Source organism: Arthrobacter sp. H14 (assembly GCF_000520495.1).
In the GTDB taxonomy this organism is placed as follows: domain Bacteria; phylum Actinomycetota; class Actinomycetes; order Actinomycetales; family Micrococcaceae; genus Arthrobacter_C.
The window spans coordinates 1-21,632 of record NZ_KI914704.1; the positions used below are offsets into that span (position 1 = coordinate 1).

General features: G+C 61.6%; 24 protein-coding genes. 10 read left to right on the forward strand and 14 right to left on the reverse strand.

Annotation, left to right across the window (positions count from 1 at the left end; all coding sequences use genetic code 11):
• Positions 1–274 (forward strand): transposase (locus Y707_RS28160; protein WP_026533855.1); only part of this gene is annotated, 274 nt, incomplete at its 5' end.
• Between the two features lie 3 nt (positions 275–277).
• On the opposite strand, the gene Y707_RS28165 is transcribed toward Y707_RS28160, so the two are convergent.
• The gene (locus tag Y707_RS28165; protein ID WP_155853235.1) at positions 278–1,495 is read right to left on the reverse strand and encodes a hypothetical protein; all 1,218 of its coding nucleotides are present in this window, start codon (positions 1,493–1,495) and stop codon (positions 278–280) included.
• Between the two features lie 342 nt (positions 1,496–1,837).
• On the opposite strand from Y707_RS28165, the gene Y707_RS0120950 reads away from it, so the two are divergent.
• Complete coding sequence (locus Y707_RS0120950) at positions 1,838–3,001, forward strand: hypothetical protein (RefSeq protein ID WP_155853241.1); 1,164 nt, start codon at positions 1,838–1,840, stop codon at positions 2,999–3,001.
• Positions 3,002–3,226: 225 nt separating this feature from the next.
• Here Y707_RS0120950 and Y707_RS0120955 read toward each other — a convergent pair whose 3' ends face one another.
• Positions 3,227–3,913: a Type 1 glutamine amidotransferase-like domain-containing protein gene (locus tag Y707_RS0120955; protein ID WP_026536496.1), complete on the reverse strand. Its 687-nt coding sequence runs from the start codon at positions 3,911–3,913 to the stop codon at positions 3,227–3,229.
• Positions 3,910–4,470 (reverse strand): dihydrofolate reductase family protein, encoded by a 561-nt coding sequence (locus tag Y707_RS0120960; RefSeq protein ID WP_026536497.1) that lies wholly within the window; start codon positions 4,468–4,470, stop codon positions 3,910–3,912. The genes Y707_RS0120955 and Y707_RS0120960 overlap by 4 nt, the downstream gene beginning before the upstream one ends.
• A gap of 298 nt (positions 4,471–4,768) precedes the next feature.
• On the opposite strand from Y707_RS0120960, the gene Y707_RS0120970 reads away from it, so the two are divergent.
• Genes Y707_RS0120970 through Y707_RS0120980 form a run of 3 tightly spaced genes read left to right on the forward strand, consistent with a single transcriptional unit; the run spans position 4,769 to position 6,819 of the window.
• Positions 4,769–5,482 (forward strand): MSMEG_4193 family putative phosphomutase, encoded by a 714-nt coding sequence (locus Y707_RS0120970; RefSeq protein WP_026536498.1) that lies wholly within the window; start codon positions 4,769–4,771, stop codon positions 5,480–5,482.
• A gap of 15 nt (positions 5,483–5,497) precedes the next feature.
• Entirely contained in the window at positions 5,498–6,052 is a 555-nt protein-coding gene (locus tag Y707_RS0120975; RefSeq protein ID WP_026536499.1) for a DUF3090 domain-containing protein, read from the forward strand.
• Positions 6,052–6,819, forward strand: coding sequence for an SCO1664 family protein (locus tag Y707_RS0120980; RefSeq protein WP_026536500.1), 768 nt, complete (start codon positions 6,052–6,054; stop codon positions 6,817–6,819). Before Y707_RS0120975 ends, Y707_RS0120980 begins: the two co-directional genes overlap by 1 nt.
• Positions 6,820–6,977: 158 nt before the next feature.
• On the opposite strand, the gene ychF is transcribed toward Y707_RS0120980, so the two are convergent.
• Positions 6,978–8,063: a redox-regulated ATPase YchF gene (ychF, locus tag Y707_RS0120985; protein WP_026536501.1), complete on the reverse strand. Its 1,086-nt coding sequence runs from the start codon at positions 8,061–8,063 to the stop codon at positions 6,978–6,980.
• A gap of 87 nt (positions 8,064–8,150) precedes the next feature.
• Here ychF and Y707_RS0120990 point away from each other — a divergent pair, with 87 nt between their 5' ends.
• A complete protein-coding gene (locus Y707_RS0120990; RefSeq protein WP_026536502.1) occupies positions 8,151–9,404 on the forward strand; it encodes a DNA recombination protein RmuC in 1,254 nt (417 codons plus the stop codon).
• Between the two features lie 51 nt (positions 9,405–9,455).
• Here the strand turns inward: Y707_RS0120990 and Y707_RS0120995 are convergent, their stop codons facing one another.
• Positions 9,456–10,538, reverse strand: a complete 1,083-nt coding sequence (locus tag Y707_RS0120995) for a 4-hydroxy-3-methylbut-2-enyl diphosphate reductase (protein WP_026536503.1) — start codon at positions 10,536–10,538, stop codon at positions 9,456–9,458.
• Positions 10,539–10,572: 34 nt separating this feature from the next.
• Positions 10,573–11,412 (reverse strand): hypothetical protein, encoded by an 840-nt coding sequence (locus Y707_RS0121000; protein ID WP_026536504.1) that lies wholly within the window; start codon positions 11,410–11,412, stop codon positions 10,573–10,575.
• Between the two features lie 96 nt (positions 11,413–11,508).
• Here Y707_RS0121000 and xseA point away from each other — a divergent pair, with 96 nt between their 5' ends.
• Positions 11,509–12,810 (forward strand): exodeoxyribonuclease VII large subunit, encoded by a 1,302-nt coding sequence (gene xseA / locus Y707_RS28170; RefSeq protein ID WP_035783061.1) that lies wholly within the window; start codon positions 11,509–11,511, stop codon positions 12,808–12,810.
• Entirely contained in the window at positions 12,807–13,052 is a 246-nt protein-coding gene (locus Y707_RS28175; protein WP_035783064.1) for an exodeoxyribonuclease VII small subunit, read from the forward strand. The genes xseA and Y707_RS28175 overlap by 4 nt, the downstream gene beginning before the upstream one ends.
• Positions 13,053–13,085: 33 nt before the next feature.
• Here Y707_RS28175 and Y707_RS0121015 read toward each other — a convergent pair whose 3' ends face one another.
• The 7 genes from Y707_RS0121015 to rsgA all read right to left on the reverse strand — a co-directional run bounded on the left by Y707_RS0121015 (position 13,086) and on the right by rsgA (position 20,181).
• Positions 13,086–13,940 (reverse strand): PPK2 family polyphosphate kinase, encoded by an 855-nt coding sequence (locus tag Y707_RS0121015; protein WP_026536505.1) that lies wholly within the window; start codon positions 13,938–13,940, stop codon positions 13,086–13,088.
• A gap of 32 nt (positions 13,941–13,972) precedes the next feature.
• Positions 13,973–15,187 carry a pyridoxal phosphate-dependent aminotransferase gene (locus tag Y707_RS0121020; RefSeq protein ID WP_026536506.1) on the reverse strand — a complete coding sequence of 405 codons (1,215 nt, stop codon included), beginning with the start codon at positions 15,185–15,187 and terminating at the stop codon, positions 13,973–13,975.
• A gap of 96 nt (positions 15,188–15,283) precedes the next feature.
• Positions 15,284–16,240 carry an ABC transporter substrate-binding protein gene (locus Y707_RS0121025; protein WP_026536507.1) on the reverse strand — a complete coding sequence of 319 codons (957 nt, stop codon included), beginning with the start codon at positions 16,238–16,240 and terminating at the stop codon, positions 15,284–15,286.
• Entirely contained in the window at positions 16,237–17,007 is a 771-nt protein-coding gene (locus Y707_RS28180) for an ABC transporter permease (protein WP_081745073.1), read from the reverse strand. Before Y707_RS28180 ends, Y707_RS0121025 begins: the two co-directional genes overlap by 4 nt.
• A gap of 5 nt (positions 17,008–17,012) precedes the next feature.
• Positions 17,013–17,807 carry an ABC transporter permease gene (locus Y707_RS28185; RefSeq protein ID WP_051442281.1) on the reverse strand — a complete coding sequence of 265 codons (795 nt, stop codon included), beginning with the start codon at positions 17,805–17,807 and terminating at the stop codon, positions 17,013–17,015.
• Positions 17,807–18,910 carry an ABC transporter ATP-binding protein gene (locus Y707_RS0121040; protein ID WP_026536508.1) on the reverse strand — a complete coding sequence of 368 codons (1,104 nt, stop codon included), beginning with the start codon at positions 18,908–18,910 and terminating at the stop codon, positions 17,807–17,809. The genes Y707_RS28185 and Y707_RS0121040 overlap by 1 nt, the downstream gene beginning before the upstream one ends.
• Positions 18,911–19,125: 215 nt before the next feature.
• Entirely contained in the window at positions 19,126–20,181 is a 1,056-nt protein-coding gene (gene rsgA, locus Y707_RS28190; RefSeq protein ID WP_035783066.1) for a ribosome small subunit-dependent GTPase A, read from the reverse strand.
• A gap of 326 nt (positions 20,182–20,507) precedes the next feature.
• Here rsgA and Y707_RS33590 point away from each other — a divergent pair, with 326 nt between their 5' ends.
• Positions 20,508–20,798 (forward strand): class I SAM-dependent methyltransferase, encoded by a 291-nt coding sequence (locus Y707_RS33590; protein ID WP_162150261.1) that lies wholly within the window; start codon positions 20,508–20,510, stop codon positions 20,796–20,798.
• Positions 20,755–20,970: a hypothetical protein gene (locus tag Y707_RS31820; RefSeq protein ID WP_026536509.1), complete on the forward strand. Its 216-nt coding sequence runs from the start codon at positions 20,755–20,757 to the stop codon at positions 20,968–20,970. Before Y707_RS33590 ends, Y707_RS31820 begins: the two co-directional genes overlap by 44 nt.
• 1 nt (position 20,971) lies before the next feature.
• On the opposite strand, the gene Y707_RS28195 is transcribed toward Y707_RS31820, so the two are convergent.
• Positions 20,972–21,632 (reverse strand): N-acetylglucosamine kinase (locus Y707_RS28195; RefSeq protein ID WP_035783068.1); only part of this gene is annotated, 661 nt, incomplete at its 5' end.

Here is a 21,632-nt window from a genome sequence, read left to right on the forward strand (position 1 = left end):
GAACTGGCTTGAGAAGCACCCACGGTTCCACATGCACTTCACCCCGACGTACTCGTCGTGGATCAACCAGGTCGAGCGTGTCTTCGCGGAAGTGACCCGGGACCTACTGCAACGTTCTGATCACCGCAGCGTGCAAGCCCTCGAGAAAGACCTCCGCAGCTGGGTGAAGGCCTGGAACGTGGATCCACAACCCTTCATCTGGACCAAAACCGCCGAAGACATCCTCGCCTCCATCGCCAGATACCTGAAACGAATTAACGAATCAGGACACTAGTGCCTATTGCTCAGTAAGAATCCCAGCGTGATTTTCACCGGCGACGTCTTCGCTTTGGGAACTGTCCGCGTCTGATTGTTGCTTCTTCTTCGACTTGAACAATCCCGTTACGTTAGCCCCAACGGTGCCGGCTGTCCCGGCAATCGCGCCACCTAAGTTTTTGGCCTTCGTGCGGACCTCTGAGGCGTCAGGAATGCCCTCGTCAAGGATATGGCTTGAGCGGAACTTGTCCGCCGCTCGAGAGGCAGTTCCCTTGATCGTCGAGCCAACATCCTCGAATGTATCTGCAAGAGCTTTTGTCTTACTAGGCGCCATTTCGTCAGCAAGGTTCACGGCTGCTAGATAGGCCTCCGCATCGACATTCGGAGGGGGCAGCACTCTCAGATGCGTCATCAGCCGTCTCGACTGAATACTGAGAGTGACGAAAGTGAGGCCTCCCGACACCACTCCCCCTACCAACGGAACGATCTTGCTCACCGTTTTGGCAAAGCTTTGCTTTGTTACCTGCACTCCGAGGATCCGCAGTGTCTGCTTCATAGGGAGGCACCACGTGGTTTTCGTCAGGGCCACACCCGCGATCTTTTTTTGCACGGCAGGACGGGCAACCTGAACGGCAAAAAGACCAAGCGAGGACGACGCGCCGCCGACCCCCATCATTACGCCAAGGAAGACTGCAAGCTTGCCCAAGGTTTCATCATCTATGTCCTCGAGATCATTGAGGAACGACTGCCAACCATAAACGTAGGCGATTTTCTGCATGACCCTGAAGGCATGAACGTAGAACTGAGTAATGTCCGCAGGCACTGTTCCGATCATTGCAAAACCGCCAGGTAGTCCAGCAGCAAATGACAGGGCTGTGGATTTTCCAGTCTCAAAGTCAATAGCGCTTTCGGCGATTTCATCAAGCATGACTGGTGAAACTCCTGCTACCGCGGGATTCTCCCTTATCGCTCTGTCGATCTCTGCAGGCCCGATACCTCTTTTGTGAAGTTCTGCCTTGAGGAATTGCACCCTGTCAATGCGTACACCTCGTAGACGTATGACCTCTTTCAGGAATTCGACCGCGAATTGCTCTGCTTCTCTATCTTGTTCATCCATCATGGCTGTGATGCTTGGATTGGAGCCCTCGTCTCCGTGAAGGCCTTCATCGTCTACTTCGACGGTGATTCCAAGGTCCTCCACCTCAATGGGTTCTACGCTCTTATCGTTCTCATCGCTCACAGTGCACGTCATTCCCCCATGGTTCTCAAGTTATCTCTAGTCAAATGAGCTTGCTAAGCTCAGCGAATGCCGAGTTCGACACTCAACGACGCGTTACTGCCTCCCCGCTCCCGCCTACTCTATATCGGTCCCATGAAGACGGGGACGACGGCGATCCAAGCCGCCGCCAGGGATCAACGCCAGGCCCTGCTTGACCATGGCGTGCGCTATCCCGGCACCGGGCTCAATCACCGCTCTCCGCTGGGAGCGCTATTGGGCTGGGCCACTATGACCGGCGGGCGAACCGGTCCGTTGGGTCCCGACCGCCTGGATATAGACGACGGCGGGATCCCGGACAGGACGGTGTGGGATGACCTCAAGGCGGAGATTGAGGCTGACACCAGCCGGCGGATCCTGGTTAGCCATGAGTTCGTTAGCCAGGCTGACGACACGGGATGTCGGCGGATTGTCGACGAGCTTGGACCCGACCAAATCCATGTTGCGATCACCTTGCGATCGCCGGCGACGATTCTTCCATCTTTGTGGGCGCAGAGCCTCAAAGATGATGCTCAAATGGAGCCCCTCGATAGCTGGCTTTCACGCATTTACGACAATGCTTCCGATCGGCCCATGCCTGCGCGGTTCCGTCGCGCTTACGATCAGGCCGAACTCGTGCAGCGGTGGGCGCGGCTCATCGGTCCGGACAAGGTCACGGTCATCGTCGTCGAGAGAAGCCAGCCGACCGCGCTGAGTGGTACTTTCGAGTCGTTGCTCGGCCTTCCTGCAGGAACGTTGGCCCGCGGCGTGGACACGAACCGGTCATTCACCGCAGTTGAAGCCAATGCGTTCCAACGGCTCAACTGTGCACTCGCGGATCACGGTGTGGGCTGGCAAAGTTTCAACGAATTTGTGTGGAAGGGCGCCGCCAACCGCGGACTCCTTGCGCGAACGGCGGTAGGCGATGAACCGCGCGTCGGCCTCCCTGTCTGGGCGGCCGATGCGGCCGTGAAGGATGGAAAACGATTTGCCGCCAAAATTGGGGACAGCGGAGTTCGCATTGTTGGCGACCTTGATCAGCTTTCCGCCGTACCGCCGCCGGCCGATCATGTCGACGGCGACACGATTCCGGCCGACGTCGCAATCCGTGCTTTGACCGGAGTGATCCTCGCTGGAGCGAATACGCGCCGCCGCGCCGAGAAGCGCTCCGCCCAACGTAACGCCAAGATAAAGCGACTCGACGAGGTAACGACAAAGCTCGACAAGACGAATCAGCGGCTCGATGGCGAACGAGCGAAGAGCAAACGCGTCGAGGCAGATCTCACGAGAGTCAAACAAGAACTGTCTGACGAGAAGAAGCGCACGCTCTACCACCGGGTCCGAAAACTTCCTCCTACGGAACGACCCGACCAGACGGCGGCCGCTTATACCACCCGTGAACTCCTCGCCGCGCTAAAACGACGGATCACGCACAAGCTTCGCACCGGCAAACCCAAACCGCTGGAACCCCTTCCATGGCCGAGGAAGTAATCCACGTGCCTGGCCGGCAGCGGCCAGGCCTGTTGCCGCCGACGACGTCGTGCCCGAGTTGCAGGTCCAGCTTCGCCATGGGTAGCCTAGCGCCTCACGCAGCCCCGGACGAGAGCTGCAGGCTGAGGTTTCGGCCCACCTGCCCGACTAGTCATCGCGCCGGTTAATACCGAGTGCACCGCCGCAAATTGGTGTCGACGCTGAATTGGTCCGACCGCGCAAGGATCACGCACTGAAAAGCTTCCAGGTCCCCTCGGAGATGACGTCGATCGTGCCATCCTCGACACGGAGCGCGGTGTCGTCATCGATTGCGTAGACGGGGACCGGAACACGGTCCGCCCAGTGTCCGATGTTCTCGAGGGTCGTATCGGGCATATCCGGATTCCCGAGGTGCGGGTACAGCGTGACGTCGACGTGCCCGAGCGCGCGCTCGGCATCCCGTCCCATATCGCTGTCCTCGGGGACGAACTCCCGATCGAACTCGGCATCGCAGTTATACGGAGTAACGGCGATGCTCCCCGCACTCACCCCTACGTACACGGAGTCCTTGAGGGTCAACAGGAGGTCCGCGAGACCTGATTCACGCATCCAATGAACCAGGTAGAGCACGTCCCCGCCCCACACGAGAAGGGCGTCAGTCTCCTGTACCTCCGGCACCCACGCCTCGTCGCGGAGGGTCGGAAGCGCTGTGAGCTCGAGGACGCCCAAGGACTTCCACCCGAGCCCTGCCAATGGACTCGACGCCGCGCCGGTGATCGCATCGCGGGCCATGCCGCCTCCGCCGGGAAAGGGGTACATGCCGGTCACGACTATCAGCGCGCCGGCCTCGGCGATGGGCTTGCCGAGCATGTCGACAAGCGCTTGCTCGATGCTTGGATTGCTGATCCCGCCCGACGTCAGGAGGTGCTTCACGAATCAGCCCGTCGATAGTGCACGGCGACCGCGCCATTGCTGAGCGGCTCCGCCGAAATCAGATCGAGGCGACGGGTGCTGGGCAGTCCGCCCTGGTACAGAGTGGGGCCATGCCCAGCGATCATGGGGTGGATCAGAAATTTGTACTCGTCGATCAGATCCAGTCGGTCCAGCTCTGTCGCAAGTTTGCCGCTGCCGACGAGCACACCGCCGGGAGCCTGATCCCTGAGTTCCTGCACCGCCGTGCGCAGGTCGCCCACGACGCGGTGGCTGTTGGTCCATGTGAAGTCGCTCCGGGACACCGACACGACGTACTTGGGTTTGGCTTCCAGCTTGAGCGCCCATTCGCGCATCGCTGGCGGCGCATCGACGTCGCCGCGGGCGACCGCCGGCCAGTAGCTCTCCATCATCTCGTAGGTGATGCGGCCCCAGAGCAGCGCGCCGCACTCGTCCATGAGGCGGGTGAAGTGGGCGTGTGTCTCGTCGTCGGCGATGCCCTCCTGGTGGTCGACGCAACCATCCAGGGTGACGTTAATACTGAAAGTTAGACGAGCCATACGATGATTCTAGATCGCCGAGGTCAAATGCTTTGGCGGCAAAGATGAAGAACGTCGCTGCCTTCACCCTGGGCGCTTTATTGCGCCACTCCAACCAGTCGTCATCTGTCGCGCTCAACCAAGCACGTGCCCAATGAGAGAAGCTCCGCCGTCGTCGTCGTCACCGATCATGAAATAGCCGGGAAGGTACGTCTTCACCTCGTAATTGGGTGTTCCGTGACACGACACCCTCCATGCCGAGGATGCTGAGTCCCCTGTGCGTTCACACCGCCGTCGACCGGGTGGTTAGGCTGGCTGGATGGCGACAGTTATTCTCGTGCGGCACGGCCGCAGCACAGCAAATGCCACTGGGCTGCTGGCCGGTAGGGCCGTCGGCGTCAGCCTGGACCAGATCGGGTGCGACCAGGCGGCTCTGACCGGGGACCGGCTCGCGGCCGTGCCCGTGGTTGGGGTGGTGTCGAGCCCTCTTGAGCGTTGTCAACAGACTGCACAGTTCATTATCGATCGCCAGGCCGAGAACCCCCGGGCGCCGATCGATATCGATCTCGATTCCTCTCTTACGGAGTGCGATTACGGCCGGTGGCAGGGCCGTTCGCTCAGTGATCTCGCGAACGAGGATTTGTGGTCGGTCGTGCAGTCGCAACCGTCCGCCGTCACTTTTCCGGACGGCGAATCCATGGCCGCGATGCAGGCCAGGTCGGTGGCCGCGATTCGACGCCACGATGCGGCCTTTGAATCAGTGCACGGGCCAGGGGCCGTGTGGGTGGCGGTGAGTCATGGTGACATCATCAAGTCGATCCTTGCCGACGCGCTCGGCATGCACCTTGACCTGTTTCAGCGCATCAATGTGGGCCCGGCCTCCGTATCGATCGTGCGCTACGGCGCCAGTCGGCCGACCGTCTACGCAACCAATACCGACGCCGGGGATCTGTCGTGGCTGACCAACAGCGTCAATTCCGACGACGCACCGGTGGGTGGTGGCGCAGGGCACACGGCTCCACGAACCGGATGAGCCTAAAATAGTCCCATGCCTACAACTGTTCATGAGTTTGCCTGGCCTGACCGCGTCGTCGTCGGCACCATCGGCCTTCCGGGGGCGCGCACGTTCTACCTGCAGGTACGCACGGGCAAGCAGATCGTCAGCATCGCCCTCGAGAAGCAGCAGTCAGCGCAGCTCGCCGAGAAAATCGACGAGATCCTCGATCAGCTCATCACTCTCGAGGGCAACCCTTTCAGCGTGCCCACGAGCACTCCGATCGAACTCGTCGACAATGACCATCTTGAGTCGGTCGAGGAACAGTTCCGCACCGGCGTCTTGAGCCTGGGGTGGGACCCGACGACGGCGCAGATCGTCGTCGAGGCATACCCGCTTAGCGATGTCGACACTGAGGAAAACGAGGCCCTCCCCAATGACGCCGATGCCGACGCGTCCGAAGTACTGCGGGTCAGCATGCCGGTCGGTACCGCCCGCGCCTTCGCCAAGCGCACCCGCGAGGTCGTGGGCGCCGGGCGTCCGATCTGCGTGCTTTGCGGTCAACCCATAGACGCCGATGGGCACACCTGCGCCCTTCCCGAAGTCTGATGCCGACGCCGGACCTGTTGACCGCCGAGCTGACGCTCACCGGACGCATAACGACGGCGTCGAACGCCACCTTCCTGGGCAGCATCGGCGGCGCAGCAGTTATTTATAAGCCGATAGCAGGCGAGCGTCCCCTGTGGGATTTCCCCGACGGCGCGCTTGCCCACCGGGAGATGGCCGCCTACCTGGTCTCAGAAGCCTTGGGCTGGAACGTCGTGCCTCGCACCTGGCTGCGCGGTGGTCCGCTGGGTGAGGGGATGGTGCAGCTCTGGCAGGAGACGGACAACGTCCAGAACGCCGTGGATCTGGTCGCGACGGACGACGTACCGAAGATTGGCTGGAAGCAGGTCTTCGAAGGTCGGAACGAGAACGACCTGACGGTCGCCCTCATTCACGAGGACTCGCCCGCGCTGAGACGTATGGCGGTGTTCGACGTGCTAGTCAACAACGCCGACCGCAAAGGCGACCACATCCTTGCCATGGAGGACGGACATCGGCACGGCGTGGACCATGGGCTTACCTTTCACCGTGACCACAAGCTGCGCACGGTCCTGTGGGGATGGCTGGGAGACGCTCTGACCGCCGAGGAACGCGACGGCGTAGATCGTGTCAGCGAAGGACTGCACGGTGGACTGGGCCGAAACCTGGCGGACCTGCTCAGCGCAGAAGAAATCGCATCGCTCGCCGCGCGCTGCGCCCGGTTGCGCTTGGCAGGGCGGTTTCCGGCTCCGAGCGGTGACATGTCGGCGGTGCCCTGGCCGCTGTTCTAAGGGAGTCACGGCTACCTGCTTCGCCGGGCTGTGTGACGTTGAATGGTCCTAAATGCGGGCGGCATCATCTCGACTTGGCAACCGGTGGCAAAAAGCGCATGGCCGCTAAGAACACGTGTTCTTGGCGGCCATCACAAAAGGTCTCAGGAGGTCAGGAGCTATACGTTGAACCGAAATTCCACGACATCGCCGTCGGCCATCACATAGTCCTTGCCCTCTATCCGCACCCTGCCACGGGACTTGGCTTCCGCCATCGAACCGGCATCGACGAGGTCGGCGAAGGAAACGACTTCCGCCTTGATGAAGCCGCGCTGGAAGTCGGTGTGGATGACGCCTGCGGCCTGCGGAGCCGTGTCGCCCTGATTGATGGTCCAGGCGCGTGCTTCTTTCGGGCCGGCCGTGAGGTAGGTCTGGAGTCCCAGGGTGTGGAAGCCGACGCGTGCCAGCTGATCCAGTCCGGACTCTTCCTGGCCGTTCATCTCCAGCATCTCGCGTGCTTCCTCAGGATCCAGTTCGACCAGATCCTGTTCCAGCTTCGCATCGAGGAAAACGGCGTCGGCAGGAGCAACCAGGTCACGCAGTTCGGCCTGCCGCTCGGCACTGCCCAGAATCGCGTCGTCGACGTTGAAAACGTAAATGAACGGCTTGGCCGTCAGCAGGCTCAGCTCGCGCAGGTGTTCCATATCGAGCTTGTCACTGTCGACGGAAGCGAAAATCGTATCGCCGCGCTCCAGGACCGATTTGGCCTTCTCCAGCGCCTCAAGCTTCGCCGGCTCGGTGCGCTTGATCTTGACTTCCTTCTCCACCCGAGGAACGGCCTTTTCCACAGTCTGGAGGTCGGCAAGGATCAGCTCAGTGTTGATCGTCTCCATGTCCGACGCCGGATCGACCTTGCCGTCAACATGGACAACGTCGTTGTCATCAAAGACACGAACCACTTGGGCGATGGCCTGCGCCTCGCGGATGTTCGCCAGGAACTGGTTCCCGAGACCCTCGCCCTCGGACGCGCCCTTGACGATGCCGGCGATGTCCACGAAAGACACCGTGGCCGGCAGCAGTTTGGCGGAGTTGAAGATCTCCGCCAGCTTGTCCAGGCGCGAGTCAGGAAGGCTGACGACGCCGACATTCGGCTCGATCGTTGCGAATGGGTAGTTCGCTGCGACCACCTGACTACGGGTCAGTGCGTTGAAAAGGGTTGATTTGCCGACGTTGGGCAGTCCGACGATGCCAATAGTTAAAGCCACGGTGATCAATACTAGCGTTTCAGGCTGGACGACGGCGAAGCGGCCAGTCTTCACAATACTGTCAGAGCCGGATGCGACAGTTGAATCATGAACGGATTTGAGATTCTACTGGTCGTCCTGATGCTGATTATTGGTGCGCTTGCGGGAGCAGGTACGTCGGCGGTCCCCTACCGCAGGCGGGTCAGCGGACTGGAAACAGAGCTCGACGACGTCAGCCACCGTCTGGGCGAAGCCCGCTCACAATTGGCCGCAGCAGAGGCTGAACGCAGGCTCCTGACCTCGCAGAATGCGCAATTGGCGGCGCAGGGGCAGCAGGACAGTTCCGTGCTGAAGGCACTGGCGCCGGTGGCGGAAAAGCTCAATCATATGCAGTCACAGGTGAGTGTCCTGGAACGCGACCGGGTGGAACAGTTTGGACAGCTGGCGCAGCAGCTGAAGGATGCAAAGAGTGCCGACGAACAACTATTGCTGACCACGCAATCGCTATCGTCGGCTCTCCGCTCCAACAGCGCACGTGGTCGCTGGGGTGAAGTGCAACTGCACCGGGTGGTCGAAGCCGCCGGCATGCTCCCCTACGTCGACTTCACCGAACAGGTGCATAACGTGACGGCCGATGCGGTGACCCGGCCTGACATGGTCATCCGGCTTCCTGGCGACAAGGAGATTGTGGTCGATGCAAAGGTGCCACTGTCCGCTTACCTGAAGGCCCATGAGATTTCCGCTGCAGCCAGCGAGACGGAGCAGGCCCGGCGAAAGAACCTGTTGGCGCAACATGCCAAGGCCGTCCGGGCGCATGTCGACACTCTCGCGCAGAAAAAGTATTGGGACGGCTGCGCCAACAGTCCGGAACTTGTCGTCTGCTTCATTCCGGTGGAATCGTTCCTCGCCTCGGCCCTGGACGCGGACCCGGAACTGCTCGAGTACTCGTTCCGTAAGAACGTGGCACTTGCCTCACCAGTGTCCCTGCTCGCTATGCTGAAAGCCGTGGCCTTCACCTGGCGCCAGGATGTGCTGACCGACAATGCCAAGGAATTGTTCGAGTTGTCCCGTCAGCTTTACGACCGGCTCGGAACAATGGGAGACCACGTTACGAAGCTCGGTTCGTCACTGAAGTCATCCGTGGAGCGCTATAACTCCTTTGTGGGCACGTTGGAGTCGAGAGTCTTCCCCACGGCCCGGCGGATCAATGCGATCGACCCGAGCACCTTCACGGAAAACGCACAGAAGGCACCTCCACTGGAGTCAACGCCGCGGCTGCTCGGAGCTCCGGAGTTGCTGGAATATCAGGACAGGCAGGAACGCCTTCGACTGGATGTCGACGATGAAGAACGAAGTGCCTAGGGTCTTGGCAGGCCAGGACTCAGTGGCTACAGACCCTTCATCGCCTGTTAGCTATGAGGTGGGACGGGCATGTCCGCCGAGGCCGCGCGAAGAGTCGCCGGCCGCCTTCAGCGTTGCCCTGAGTTCCTTGGGCAGGGAGAAGATGATGTCCTCTTCAGCAGTGACAACCTCTTCGACGTCACCGAAACCGTAATCGGACAACAGGTCCAGGACCTCGCGGACCAGGACCTCCGGCACCGATGCTCCGGACGTCACTCCTACCGTCTGGATGCCTTCAAACCACGCTTCATCGATCTCGTTGGCGAAATCCACCCGGTGGGAGGCCTTGGCGCCATATTCGAGTGCGACCTCCACAAGACGGACAGAGTTGGACGAGTTGGCCGAACCAACCACCAGGACCAGGTCTGCTTCCGGGGCGATCTTCTTGATGGCCACCTGGCGGTTCGACGTGGCATAGCAAATGTCGTCGCTGGGCGGATCCTGCAAGGTCGGAAAACGATCGCGCAGGAGGCGCACCGTTTCCATGGTTTCGTCAACGCTAAGCGTGGTCTGGGAGAGCCAGATGACCTTCTCCGGGTCGCGGACCTCCACCTTGTCCACATCCTCAGGACCGTTCACGATCTGAATGTGCTCGGGGGCTTCGCCGAACGTTCCCTCGACTTCTTCGTGGCCGTCGTGGCCGATCAGCAGGATATCGAATTCGTTCTTGGCAAAGCGGACAGCCTCACGGTGAACCTTGGTCACCAGCGGGCAGGTCGCGTCAATCGTCTGCAAACCACGGTCGACAGCCGACTGGGTGACCGCCGGCGAGACGCCGTGGGCGGAAAACACCACCGTGGCTCCCTCAGGCACCTCGTCGGTTTCCTCGACGAAGATGACGCCCTGTTCCTCCAGGGTGGAAACCACATGCAGATTATGGACGATCTGCTTCCGTACGTAGACCGGCGGACCGTAGTGCTCCAGCGCCTTTTCCACCGCGATCACGGCCCGGTCGACACCGGCGCAGTAACCGCGCGGCGCTGCCAGCAAGACCTTTCGGGGGCCGTCCACGGGTGCGGCAGCGGCCACCTCCTCGGGGCTGCGCCGCTTACGCGGGATCATGGGCATAGGTACAGAGACCGCCGTGCTAGTCATGTTTCCATGATAAAGGGTCTACCTAATCGAAACTTCAAGTTCGGCTCCCGGCGAAGATGCGTGCGATCAGACCCAGCAGCATCATGATGATGCCCGCTCCGGCACTGGCGATAATCCAGGCGTTGAAGCTCGATTCGGCGGTCGAGACAAAGTAATCCTTGAACAGGCCTGCCAAGGCGTTCTCATCCGACGAAGCGCTCACTTGCCGTACAGCGAACTCCGTTCCCAGTTTCCACAGCCCGGCCGAAAGCGCGACCCCGAAACCTATCAGGAGCAAGGTGGTGGACCGCCGTCGTGCGATTGCCATGGCAAGAACAAAGGCGACGCCGGAAGCTGCGGCAAAAGGAACGGCAAGACCGGCGTAATTCTCAATAAATTGAATTGCCCGCCCCTGATCCGCCTGGCCCAAGCCGACCAGCACCTGCGGCGGCACCGGAATGTCCGTACCAATGGCTTGGACCGCATCCTCTGTAACCAGAGCCACCAAGGGTGCGATATCCAGTGTTATCGCCCCGCCGCCCTGGGCTTCGGCCGGTTGGGTCTCCGCCGCGAAAGTCAGCTCGTGACTGCGCCGAAGGGTTTCGTTCCACGCCTCCTGATACTCCGGATGATCAGTCAGCGACTCCGCGGCGCCCTCAACGAGAGGCCGGACCAGCTCTGCCAGGCCAGGGGCAAAGTCGGCGTCGGCAATCACCGTGTCAGCCGTCGCATCAGCCAGCTGGGACTGGAACTGCGGATCGGAACCGAGTGGAGCGGCCAGTTCAATGAATCCCTCCTCCTGTACAACGTGCTGGTCCAGCCACAGGGCCGGCACCGCCACGCAAAAGAGAACGACGGCGGCGATGCCGGCGAATGCGGAGAAAAGGGTGCGCACGGAATGGACCGCCTTCAAGGTTGAGTTATGCACATTATGCCGGTGCACCAGTCTACTGAGCGGAAACTGTGGGCACGAAGTGATAAGTCTTTAACCATGACGGAGATCGGGATGGCGCCAAGCGGACCCTCAGGAGCGGGTCCCAGCACCCTGCCCGGGACCGCGATGGAGACGTCGGCAGATCGTCCCTGGCCGTTGCGCCTGCTATCGGAAAAGCTCAAGGTCCATATCGAACGTGCACCGGCGGTCTGGGTGGAGGGACAGATAGTTCAGCTCAACCGCCGCGGAAACGTCTGCTATGTCACGCTCCGCGACACAGATGCCGAGATCTCGCTGTCGCTGACCATATTCGGTTCCACGCTTGACCGGATGGCCATGCCGCTTGAGAGCGGCGCACGCGTGGTAGCCCAGGTCAAACCGGACTTCTGGATGAAAACCGGCCGCTTGTCGATGCAGACCAGGGATATCCGCCCCGTTGGGCTGGGAGACTTACTGGCGCGCATCGAGATGCTGCGCAAGGCACTCTCGGCCGAGGGACTCTTTGCGGAAGCCCGGAAACGTGCGCTGCCGGTGCTGCCGCACCGTATCGGCTTGATTACCGGACGGGATTCGGATGCCAAAAAGGACGTCCTGCGCAATGCTGCCCTGCGGTGGCCGGCGGTTGAATTCGAGATACGGGAAGTGGCCGTCCAGGGAGTCAACGCCGTCGCACAGGTTTGCAAGGCACTGACAGAGCTTGACGGCAGGGATGACGTCGATGTCATCGTCATCGCGCGGGGTGGCGGTTCAATGGAGGATCTGCTTCCCTTCAGCAGCGAGGACCTTATCCGTGCAGTATCCGCCGCTGTAACGCCCGTCGTCAGCGCCATAGGGCACGAGGCCGACCGGCCGCTTCTTGATGAGGTCGCCGACGTGCGCGCTTCAACTCCGACAGATGCCGCCAAGCGCATTGTCCCCGACGTCGCCGAGGAAACGCACCGCATCCACCAATGCCGTGGACGGATGGAGCACATCATCACCCAACTGGTCTCGCGTGAGTCGGACCGGCTTGCCGCCACACGTACGCGTCCCGTGCTGGCCAACCCGGAGGGAATGATTACCGTCCGCCACGAAGAACTCGAACGGCTGCAGGCGAGGACCTTTGGGGCCATCTCCACAGAAGTGCGCCGCGGCCACGACCGGCTGCAGCACCTGCGCGCGCAGGTGCGTTCACTCTCCCCACAGAAGACGTTGGACAGGGGCTATGCCGTGGTCCAACTCGACGACGGCTCAGTGTTGCGGCGCGCCCTGGACGCTCCCGACGGCACCGGTCTGCGGATCAGGGTCGCTGAGGGCGAGCTGCATGCGGAGGCACGCCATTCCAGTTCATCCCAAAATAGAAACGAGTCCACAGAATGAGCAATCCGGTTCCCGAGACGGCCGACGTCGCCGAGCTGTCATATGAGCAGGCACGGGAAGAACTCATCGCCGTCGTCAGCAAACTGGAGACCGGAGGCGCAACCCTGGAGGAATCCCTTGCCCTGTGGGAACGCGGGGAGGCCCTGGCACAACGGTGCGAGCAATGGTTGGAAGGCGCCCGCAAACGGCTGGAGGCCACACGGCAGGCAAAGGAAGACAGCGGCGAAGAAAACCAAAGCTAGGGTTTCGCCCCGGCTGTGAATTTCAGGCTGGCTTCAGGATTTGGCCAGCTTCGCTTTCTGTTCCTCCACATCGAAGGTGGCCTTCGGCCACTTCAGGTCCATGCCCTCGAGAACGTCGATCAGCAACTGCTGGACGGCCAGGCGTGCATACCACTTGCGGTCGGCCGGAACGACGTACCACGGTGCCGCTTCGGTGTTGGTGCGTTCGATGGCGGTCTGATACGCCTCCTGGTACTTGGACCATAACGCCCTGTCCTCCAGGTCCCCCGGACTGTACTTCCAATGCTTATCCGGTCGGTCGAGACGCTCCATCAACCGATCCTTCTGCTCATCACGGCCGATGTGCAGCATGAGCTTGATGATGCTCATCCCGCCCTTGACGAGTCCCGACTCGAAATCATTTATGGCGTCATAGCGTTCCCCGATTTCCTCCTCGGGCGACAGCTTGTGGACCTTATGGATCAGCACATCCTCATAGTGGTACCGGTCGAAGACGCCAATGATTCCGTAGCCCGGGATTTCCTTTTCAACCCGCCAGAGAAATCCGTGATCCTTCTCCTCCTCGGTGGGTGCCTTGAACGCATGGTGTTCCACGCCCTGGGGATCGGCCGCACCAACGACATGCCGCACCACACCGCCCTTGCCCGAGGTATCCATGCCCTGCAGGATGAGCAGCACCGATTTTTTGCTGCCAAACCGGCTATCGGCGAAGAGCCGCTCCTGCAGATCCGAGACCGTCTTTTCCCTGCCTTTCAGGGCGGCCTTGCCGTCCTCTTTCTTGCCCTCGAAGCCCGGCTTTGCTGAAGGATCAACGTCATCGAGCCGGAACCCCTCCCCCACACGAAGCTTCTCCGTAGGACTCATCGTGAAAGTTCCGGTGCCAGCCATGCTGATTCTCCTTCGTTGTGGGGCTGCGGCTTCTAGGGCTTGTATCCGTCCAGGAATTCGGCGATCCGGCCAACGGCGTCTTCAATGTCCGGCACATTCGGCAGCGTGACCAGCCGGAAATGGTCCGGATCCTTCCAGTTGAAGGCCGTTCCATGCGATATCAGGATCCGTTGTTCCGTCAGCAGGTCGAGGGCGAATTTCTCATCACTTTCGATCGGATACATCTCGGGATCAAGCTTGGGGAACAGGTACAGCGCCCCCGCGGCCAGCTCGCAGCTCACCCCGGGTATGTCGTTGAGCAGCTTGTAAGCCATGTTGCGTTGCTCGAGCAGCCGTCCGCCGGGAAGGATCAGATCGTTAATCGACTGGTGTCCGCCCAGCGCCGTCTGGATGGCATGCTGCGCCGGAACGTTGGCACACAGACGCATGCTCGCCAACAGGTTAATACCTTCGATGTAGTTGGCGGCGTTCTTCTTGGGGCCGGTGATGGCCAGCCAGCCACTGCGGAAACCTGCCACCCGGTACGCCTTGGACAGTCCGCTGAAGGTCAGGCAGAGGACGTCGTCGGCCACTGTGGCGGTATTGACGTGTTCATGACCGTCGTAGAGGATCTTTTCGTAGATTTCATCGGAGAACAGGATGAGACCGTTCTTCCGCGCCAGCTCGGCGATTTGCTCCACGATCTGTTTGGGGTAGACCGCACCGGTGGGGTTGTTCGGATTGATCAGCACAATGCCCTTGGTCCGGCTGGTGATCTTTGACGCCAGATCCTCCACGTCCGGCCACCAATGCGATTCCTCGTCACACAGGTAATGGACCGGGTTCCCTCCGGCCAGACTCACCGATGCTGTCCAGAGCGGATAGTCGGGACTGGGGATCAGCACCTCGTCGCCGTTGTTGAGCAGGGCCTGCAGGGACATCGTGATCAGTTCGCTGACGCCGTTGCCGAGGTACACATCATCGACATCCAGGCCTTCCAGCCCTCGGCCCTGGTAGTACTGTACGACGGCGGTCCGCGCCGAGTAGATGCCACGGGAGTCGCTGTAGCCCTGCGCGTAGGGCAGGTTCCGGATGATGTCCATCAGGATCGCGTCCGGCGCCTCAAACCCGAACGGTGCGGGGTTGCCGATGTTGAGCTTCAGTATCCGATGCCCTTCGGCTTCCATCCGCTGCGCGTGCTGCAGGAGCGGTCCGCGGATGTCGTAGAGCACATTCTGGAGCTTGTCGGACTGCTTGAACTCTGCCATATCAAAAGCATGCCATAAGGCGGCTTACGGAAGAGGCCACACAGGCGTGTCAACCTGCGTGGCCTCTCTCATGTCAATCCAACGGAGGCGGTACGGCTATTCCGTAAAGCCGTTTTCCTCCAGCCAGCCTTGCGCCGCGGCTTCGGGGCTGCGCTTCTGGTCCCCGCTGACCTGGCGGTTAAGGTTGATCAGGTCTTCAGTCGTCAACTCGGCCGAAACTGAATTGAGGACCTCGCGGGCTTCCTCCCCCACTCGTTCTTCGCTGATCAGGGGCAGCACCTGCTGGGCAATGAAGTTATTCTCCGGGTCCTCCAGGACAACCAAGCCGTTGTCTTCGATGGCCGGCGTGGTGGTGAAGATGTCTGCGACCTGGATATCGTTCTCGATCAGCGCCTGCACGGTCACTGCCCCGCCGCCGTCGTTCAGTGGTTCAAAGGACTTAAACTCACAGCCATACGTCTCCTCTAGCCCCTTCAACCCGTAGGCCCGGTCGGCGAACTCCGGCGGAGCACCAAGAACGAGTTCGTCGCAAACATCGCCGATGTCGGCCAGGCTCGTCAGGTCGTACTTTTCGGAGGTCGCCTGGGTGATCACCATGGCGTCCTTGTTTTCAGCTTCGGAAGGCTCCAGTACGGCGAGGCCTTCCGGCGTCGCCTCCGGCAGCGCCTCCATGATCTCCTCGGCGGACTCCGCTTCGGCTTCCGGGTTGAAGAAGAGCAGCAGGTTGCCGCTGTAGTCCGGCACCAGATCGACGGAACCGTCCTGCACCGCACCCACATAAATCTCACGTGAACCGATGGCCGGCTGAGTCTCCGCCTCGATGCCGGCAGCGTTGAGTGCGCCTGCATAGATCTCGGCGATGATCTCGCTTTCGGGGAATGCGGCCGAACCGACAACCAGCGGCTCACCTGAACCGGAACCGGCCGAACCAGAAGGTTCGGGGTTGGACAGCGGATCTTCGCCGCCGCCGCAGGCGCTCAGCATCAGCGCCAGGGACATCCCGGCCACAAGCCCCGTTCCAGCACGCCCAAAACGTCTCTGGGTATTCCTCATGAATTTCCTCCTTGTGTACCGGCCGCGGCTGTGCCACTGCCTGACTTCCCTATATCCGCCGGACTAACGGGTTTCAATCCGCGCGGAATGATCGAACGCTGGACAGCAGCCAGAACGCCATCCACCACAATAGCCAACGCCGCAATCAAGAGCGCGCCGGCGAACATCTGGACATAGTCCCTGACCGCAACACCATCGATCAGGTAACGGCCCAATCCGCCAAGGTTCAAGTACGCGACCACCGCGACCGTGGCGATGATCTGCAGTACGGCGGTGCGGAATCCGCCGACCACGACGGTCAGCCCATTGGGCACTTCCACCCGGAAGAGCACCTGGGATTCCTTCATTCCCATGCTCCGGGCAGCATCGACGGTATCCGGATTGACCGAGGCGATTCCGGCGTAGGTTCCGGCCAGCAGTGGCGGGATGGCGAGGATGACCAGTGCCAGCAGCGGCGGCACGAGCCCGATTCCCATCAGCACGGCGAACAGGACCAGAAGTCCGAGGGTGGGCAGTGCCCGCAAGGCGCCGGCCACGGCGACGACGGCGACCCTCCCCCGGCCGGTGTGCCCGACATAGAGCCCGATCGGGACGGCGACCAGCGCAGCGGCCAGGAGCGTGATGCCTGTGTACTGCAGATGCTCAATGGTCCGCCAGAGGATCCCCTGGTCGCCGGTCCAGCTGGCCGGATCAGCAAAAAAGTAAAAGGTCTGCACAAAGATGTTGCTGCTTTCGGCTGCTTCGCCGGAACCGGTCTGCAGCGGCATGGCGATCACTGCTTCACCGTCCCTGGCCCGCCCGCGCCGGTCCTGCCGGCGTCGGAATGGCTGCCGGAAGGTGCGCCGGCGCCAGTGGCTGCTCCGGCCGCCGTCGTTCCTTCCGCGGTGGCGAGGGAGTGGGCGTATTCAGCGTCGGAAGCCGGCGGTGCGCCTTTCGCGGCCCGGATCCATGGGGTCAGCATCTTTTCGATCAGCACCAGCAGCAGGTCCATCAGCACTGCCAGGATCAGTGTGATCACGATGCCGGTCATGATTTCAGTGATGAAACGCCGCTGCATACCGTTGATGAAGTAGTAGCCGAGGTTGGGGATACCGATCACGGCGCCGACGCTGACCAGGGAGATATTGCTGACCGAGACGACCCGCAGCCCGGCGAACAGCACCGGAACGGACAGCGGAAGGTCGACGGCGAAGAACCGGCGCAGGGGTTTGTAGCCCATCGCCGTGGCCGACTGCCGGACGCCGTCGTCGACCGAATTCAGCGCGTCCACCATGGAGCGGGCCAGCAGGGCTACAGCGTACAGCGTCAGCGCCACAATCACGTTGATCAGGTCGATAATGCCCGTCCCGAGGATCACCGGCAACATCACGAACAGAGCCAAGGAGGGAACGGTGTACATGATGGAGCTGCCGGAGAGGATGAACCCACCAAGCGCCCTGTTCTGCATGGCCAGCTGCCCCAGGGGGATGGCGATGATCAGCCCGAACACCAGCGGGAGGATCGACTGGTAGAGGTGCAGGCCCGTGTAGTGCAGGATCTCCTCATAATTGGTGAATACCCAATCCATCAGGCCGTGCCGTTCCGGGAATTCCGGGAGATACGGGCCTGCTCAATATTGGCCAGCACCTCGGCAGGCTTGACGACGCCGGCAACCCGGCCGCCCTCGTCGACAGCCACTCCGAGACCTGCTGGAGAGGATAAGGCCGCATCCAGGGCACTTCGCAGTGAATCGCCGACCCGGTACAGCGAGCCGCCGGGGACGAGTTCGGACGCGGCGTGCAGCGGAGGCGAGCCGGCGGCCATCCAGCCGACCGGGCGGCCGTCGTCGTCGCTCACCAGTGTCCATTCACGGCCGGCGTTGCCCTCGGGCAGCTGGTGCACCGAACGGGTGGTGATCGAATGAACCCTGACCTGTCCGCCATCGCTGAAACCCAGGTGCCGGAAACCGCGGTCACGGCCCACAAAACCGGCGACGAAATCGTCGACCGGCGCGCGTAGTATCTCCTCCGCGGTGGCGTACTGCGCCAGACGGCCGCCGACCGCGAACACGGCAACCTTGTCTCCCAGAATGGTCGCCTCGTCGATGTCGTGCGTGACAAAAACGATGGTCTTGGCGAGGTCCTTCTGGAGCCGCAGCAGTTCTGCCTGCAGCTCCGCCCGGACCACCGGATCGACTGCGCTGAACGGCTCGTCCATCAGCAGCACGGGTGGGTCCGCAGCCAGCGCCCGGGCCACCCCGACACGCTGCTGCTGACCGCCCGAAAGCTGGGAGGGATAGCGATTGGCCATCGATGACGGCAGCCCCACGACGTCGAGGAGCTCGATCCCCCGCTGGCGTGCTTCCTTCCGGCTCTTGCCATTCAGCCGTGGCACCGTGGCAATGTTGTCGACGACGGTCCGGTGCGGCATCAGCCCGGCGGACTGCATGACGTATCCCATCGAACGGCGCAGCTGCGCGGCCGGGCTGGTGGAGATGTCCTGCCCATCCACGCGGATGGTTCCCGACGTCGGCTCAACCATGCGGTTGATCATCCGCAGCGACGTCGTCTTTCCGCAACCGGACGGGCCGACGAAGACCGTGATGGCACCGCGGTCGATGTCCATGCTTAAATTGTCGACGGCGGGCTGGTCCGCATGGAACTGTTTGGTCACCGAGTCGAGTTCGATCATCGGCTTCCGGTTTTGACGTGTGTCAGGACGCACGGCGCCATCGACCTCGACGTCATGCGTTTCTGTCATCGAGCCTCACCTTTCCTGCCATACACAGTCGTCAGACCATATTCGTTTCCCGGAACCGGATGGCTTGGTGGAAACCCTCATGAGTACTCTATTGAAGTAGTCCGGCTCCGTCCACGAAAAATGACGCCGCGTGGCCGGATCGCAACTTAACCGGGCGGGGAAGGCTGCCGTCTGGCCTTCGCTTGAGCCTTCACGATTTTGGGCCATTCCCGCCCGTACTGCCGCTTCGCGACTTCGTCATGCTGGCGGTCCAGTCTGGCCAGTTCGCGCTGGAGTTTCAGGTAGCTTTTCCATCTCCGCTGCTCCAACCTTCCTGCTGCGAGCGCGGCCTGAACGGCGCAATCCGGTTCGGGCCCGTGTCTGCAGTCCTGGAACCTGCAGTCGGCGAAGAGCTCCTCGATATCCCCGAAAACGGCTTCCATCCCTGCATCCGATTCCCACAGGGCAAAGCCGCGCACTCCAGGGGTGTCCATCAGGACGGCGCCGTTGGGCAGCGGGATCAATTCCCGGGAGGTGGTGGTGTGCTTGCCGCGTCCGTCCACCACCCGCACATCCCCGGTGTCCTGCAGGTGCCGGCCGGCGAGTGCGTTGATCAGGGTCGATTTACCGGCGCCGGAGGGTCCGAGCAGCACAAGCGTCTGTCCAGGAATTACGCGCGGCATCAGTTCCTCCAGGCCATCACCCAGCTCGGCCGAGGTGGTGACCACGTCGACGCCGGCGGCCTGGTCGATCACCTGGCTTACGACGTCGTCGTTCCCATTGGAAAGGTCCGCTTTGGTGAGGATCACCAATGGGGTGCCGCCGGAGTCCCACGCCGCGACCAGCGTCCGTTCGAGCCGGTTGTGTGAAATCGGCCGGTCGACTGGCACCACAACGCCAACGACGTCGATGTTGGCCGCCAGTACCTGTGCACCTGAGAGCGGGTCGTGTGCCTTTTTCCTGGCCAGCAGGGAGGAACGTTCCAGAACGCCGGCGATGACCTGCTCGTTTTCGCTGTTGGTGCCGAGCTGAACCCAGTCCCCGGTGGCGCACTGTTCGTCGAGCCGTGGAAACGCTACGTGCAGCGGGCCGTCGGTGGTTGCCAGCATGACCCGGTTTTTATCCACCCGGACGACGCGGGCGGGGCATGGTCGTTCAAAATTGGATTGGTAAAGCTGCTCAATGCGGTCGGTGTAGCCGTAGGGAGCCAAGGATGTTTGCACTGTTGAACCTCATGGTGAGGCCTCACGCGCGAAGATTGGTTTTCAGGCCGGAAAGCGCGCTGAGGCGGTTTGGGTGGCAGATGTGCCGGAATGGGATGAAGTCAGGTGAAAGACAGTCATTACTACCCACCTCCTCAGCTGTGCGGAATCACGTAGGTTTTAGAGTACGCCACCGATTGGGAAATACCAAGGACTTTGATAGTCTGCGGGGACCATAGAATCCGGAGGTACTTTTGGCGGCTGAAGTGATCGACCACCCACGTATGGTGGCGCTCTATGACGAGTTCAACGCAGGGACTTGGGACACGGATTTCTATGCCGGCTTCATGAGTAAAAGACCACACCGGGTGGCCGATGTTGGTTGCGGGACAGGTTCCTTTGCCGTACGTCTCGCCCGCGCCGGCCACAACGTTGTGGGAGTCGACCCGTCAGCGGAAATGCTCCGCTTCGCTCGGTCCAGGCCCGGCCCGGAACTCGTGCGCTGGATAGATGGAGACGCGACAGACCTTCCGGACGAAGCCTTTGATTCCGCAATCATGAGCGGACACGCCTTCCAGAATCTGCTGACTGGATGTGGACCACGAGCTGGTCAGCTTCGGAACCAGCACCCGCTTTGATTCGGATGGAGTCGAAATAGCCGAGCAATGCACGCTGAGGTTTATAGCGCCATCACGCCTTTCCGTGCTGCTCACGGATGCTGGCTACGAAAACGTCCAGTGGTTTGGCAACTGGGACGGTTCACCATTCGAAACAGCATCCAGTCCCGAAATCATCGTGGTGGCGGCCTAGCCTACTCGAGCAGCGTCAGTACGCCGTAGACGGGATCGCGTTCGAGAAAGCGCACTTCTTCCAGCCCGTGCCGGCCCAGATAGTGTGCCACTCCCGTCTGCAGGAGCCTTTGATGTACGGCCAATCCCCCGCCGGCCACTACCGGTCCGTTTAGTTCCAACTGGTCCGCGACGTCGGCCACCAGCGCGCCGAGGTGGGCGGCGGCGTCGTCGACTATTTCATTGCTTTTCTCATGGCCGGCGTTGGCGGCATCGAAAACAAGCCTGGATTGAGCCGCCAGATAGTGCCTGTCCGGAGAATCGTGAAAGTGGGCAATCAACCCTTCGGGGGCTGCGACGTCTGCCGCCTCCAGCAGCGTCTTTGTCAGCATGTCCGGCTGTTGTCCCTGGTTGAACTGCCGCAGGGCATGCCGGAAGGCTTCGCGGCCAATCCAGTAGCCGCTCCCCTCGTCCCCTAGCAGGTAGCCCCACCCGCCGGACCTCGCTGTGCGTCCCGCACCGTCTGTGCCCCACGCGACGGAACCGGTCCCTGCAATCAATGCGATGCCGGTCGTTGCACCGCCGGCGGCCAGAATGAGCCGGGTGTCGTGAATGGCGTCGATCCGGGCGCCGGGCACAAAAGGTTGGATGAGGCCGGCCAGGCGGCGGGCGTCGTCGTCCGTA

Coding starts and splice junctions, on each gene's coding strand:
- Y707_RS0120960 (WP_026536497.1), bottom strand. CDS start 4,470: ATGGCTCGTCTAACTTTCAGTATTAACGTCACCCTGGATGGTTGCGTC.
- Y707_RS28185 (WP_051442281.1), bottom strand. CDS start 17,807: ATGGATTGGGTATTCACCAATTATGAGGAGATCCTGCACTACACGGGC.
- Y707_RS0120980 (WP_026536500.1), top strand. CDS start 6,052: ATGCCGACGCCGGACCTGTTGACCGCCGAGCTGACGCTCACCGGACGC.
- Y707_RS0121040 (WP_026536508.1), bottom strand. CDS start 18,910: ATGATCGAACTCGACTCGGTGACCAAACAGTTCCATGCGGACCAGCCC.
- Y707_RS0121025 (WP_026536507.1), bottom strand. CDS start 16,240: ATGAGGAATACCCAGAGACGTTTTGGGCGTGCTGGAACGGGGCTTGTG.
- Y707_RS0120990 (WP_026536502.1), top strand. CDS start 8,151: ATGAACGGATTTGAGATTCTACTGGTCGTCCTGATGCTGATTATTGGT.
- Y707_RS0120970 (WP_026536498.1), top strand. CDS start 4,769: ATGGCGACAGTTATTCTCGTGCGGCACGGCCGCAGCACAGCAAATGCC.
- Y707_RS0120975 (WP_026536499.1), top strand. CDS start 5,498: ATGCCTACAACTGTTCATGAGTTTGCCTGGCCTGACCGCGTCGTCGTC.
- Y707_RS0121020 (WP_026536506.1), bottom strand. CDS start 15,187: ATGGCAGAGTTCAAGCAGTCCGACAAGCTCCAGAATGTGCTCTACGAC.
- xseA (WP_035783061.1), top strand. CDS start 11,509: ATGACGGAGATCGGGATGGCGCCAAGCGGACCCTCAGGAGCGGGTCCC.
- Y707_RS0120995 (WP_026536503.1), bottom strand. CDS start 10,538: ATGACTAGCACGGCGGTCTCTGTACCTATGCCCATGATCCCGCGTAAG.
- Y707_RS28175 (WP_035783064.1), top strand. CDS start 12,807: ATGAGCAATCCGGTTCCCGAGACGGCCGACGTCGCCGAGCTGTCATAT.
- Y707_RS28180 (WP_081745073.1), bottom strand. CDS start 17,007: ATGCCGCTGCAGACCGGTTCCGGCGAAGCAGCCGAAAGCAGCAACATC.
- Y707_RS0121015 (WP_026536505.1), bottom strand. CDS start 13,940: ATGGCTGGCACCGGAACTTTCACGATGAGTCCTACGGAGAAGCTTCGT.
- Y707_RS33590 (WP_162150261.1), top strand. CDS start 20,508: ATGAGTAAAAGACCACACCGGGTGGCCGATGTTGGTTGCGGGACAGGT.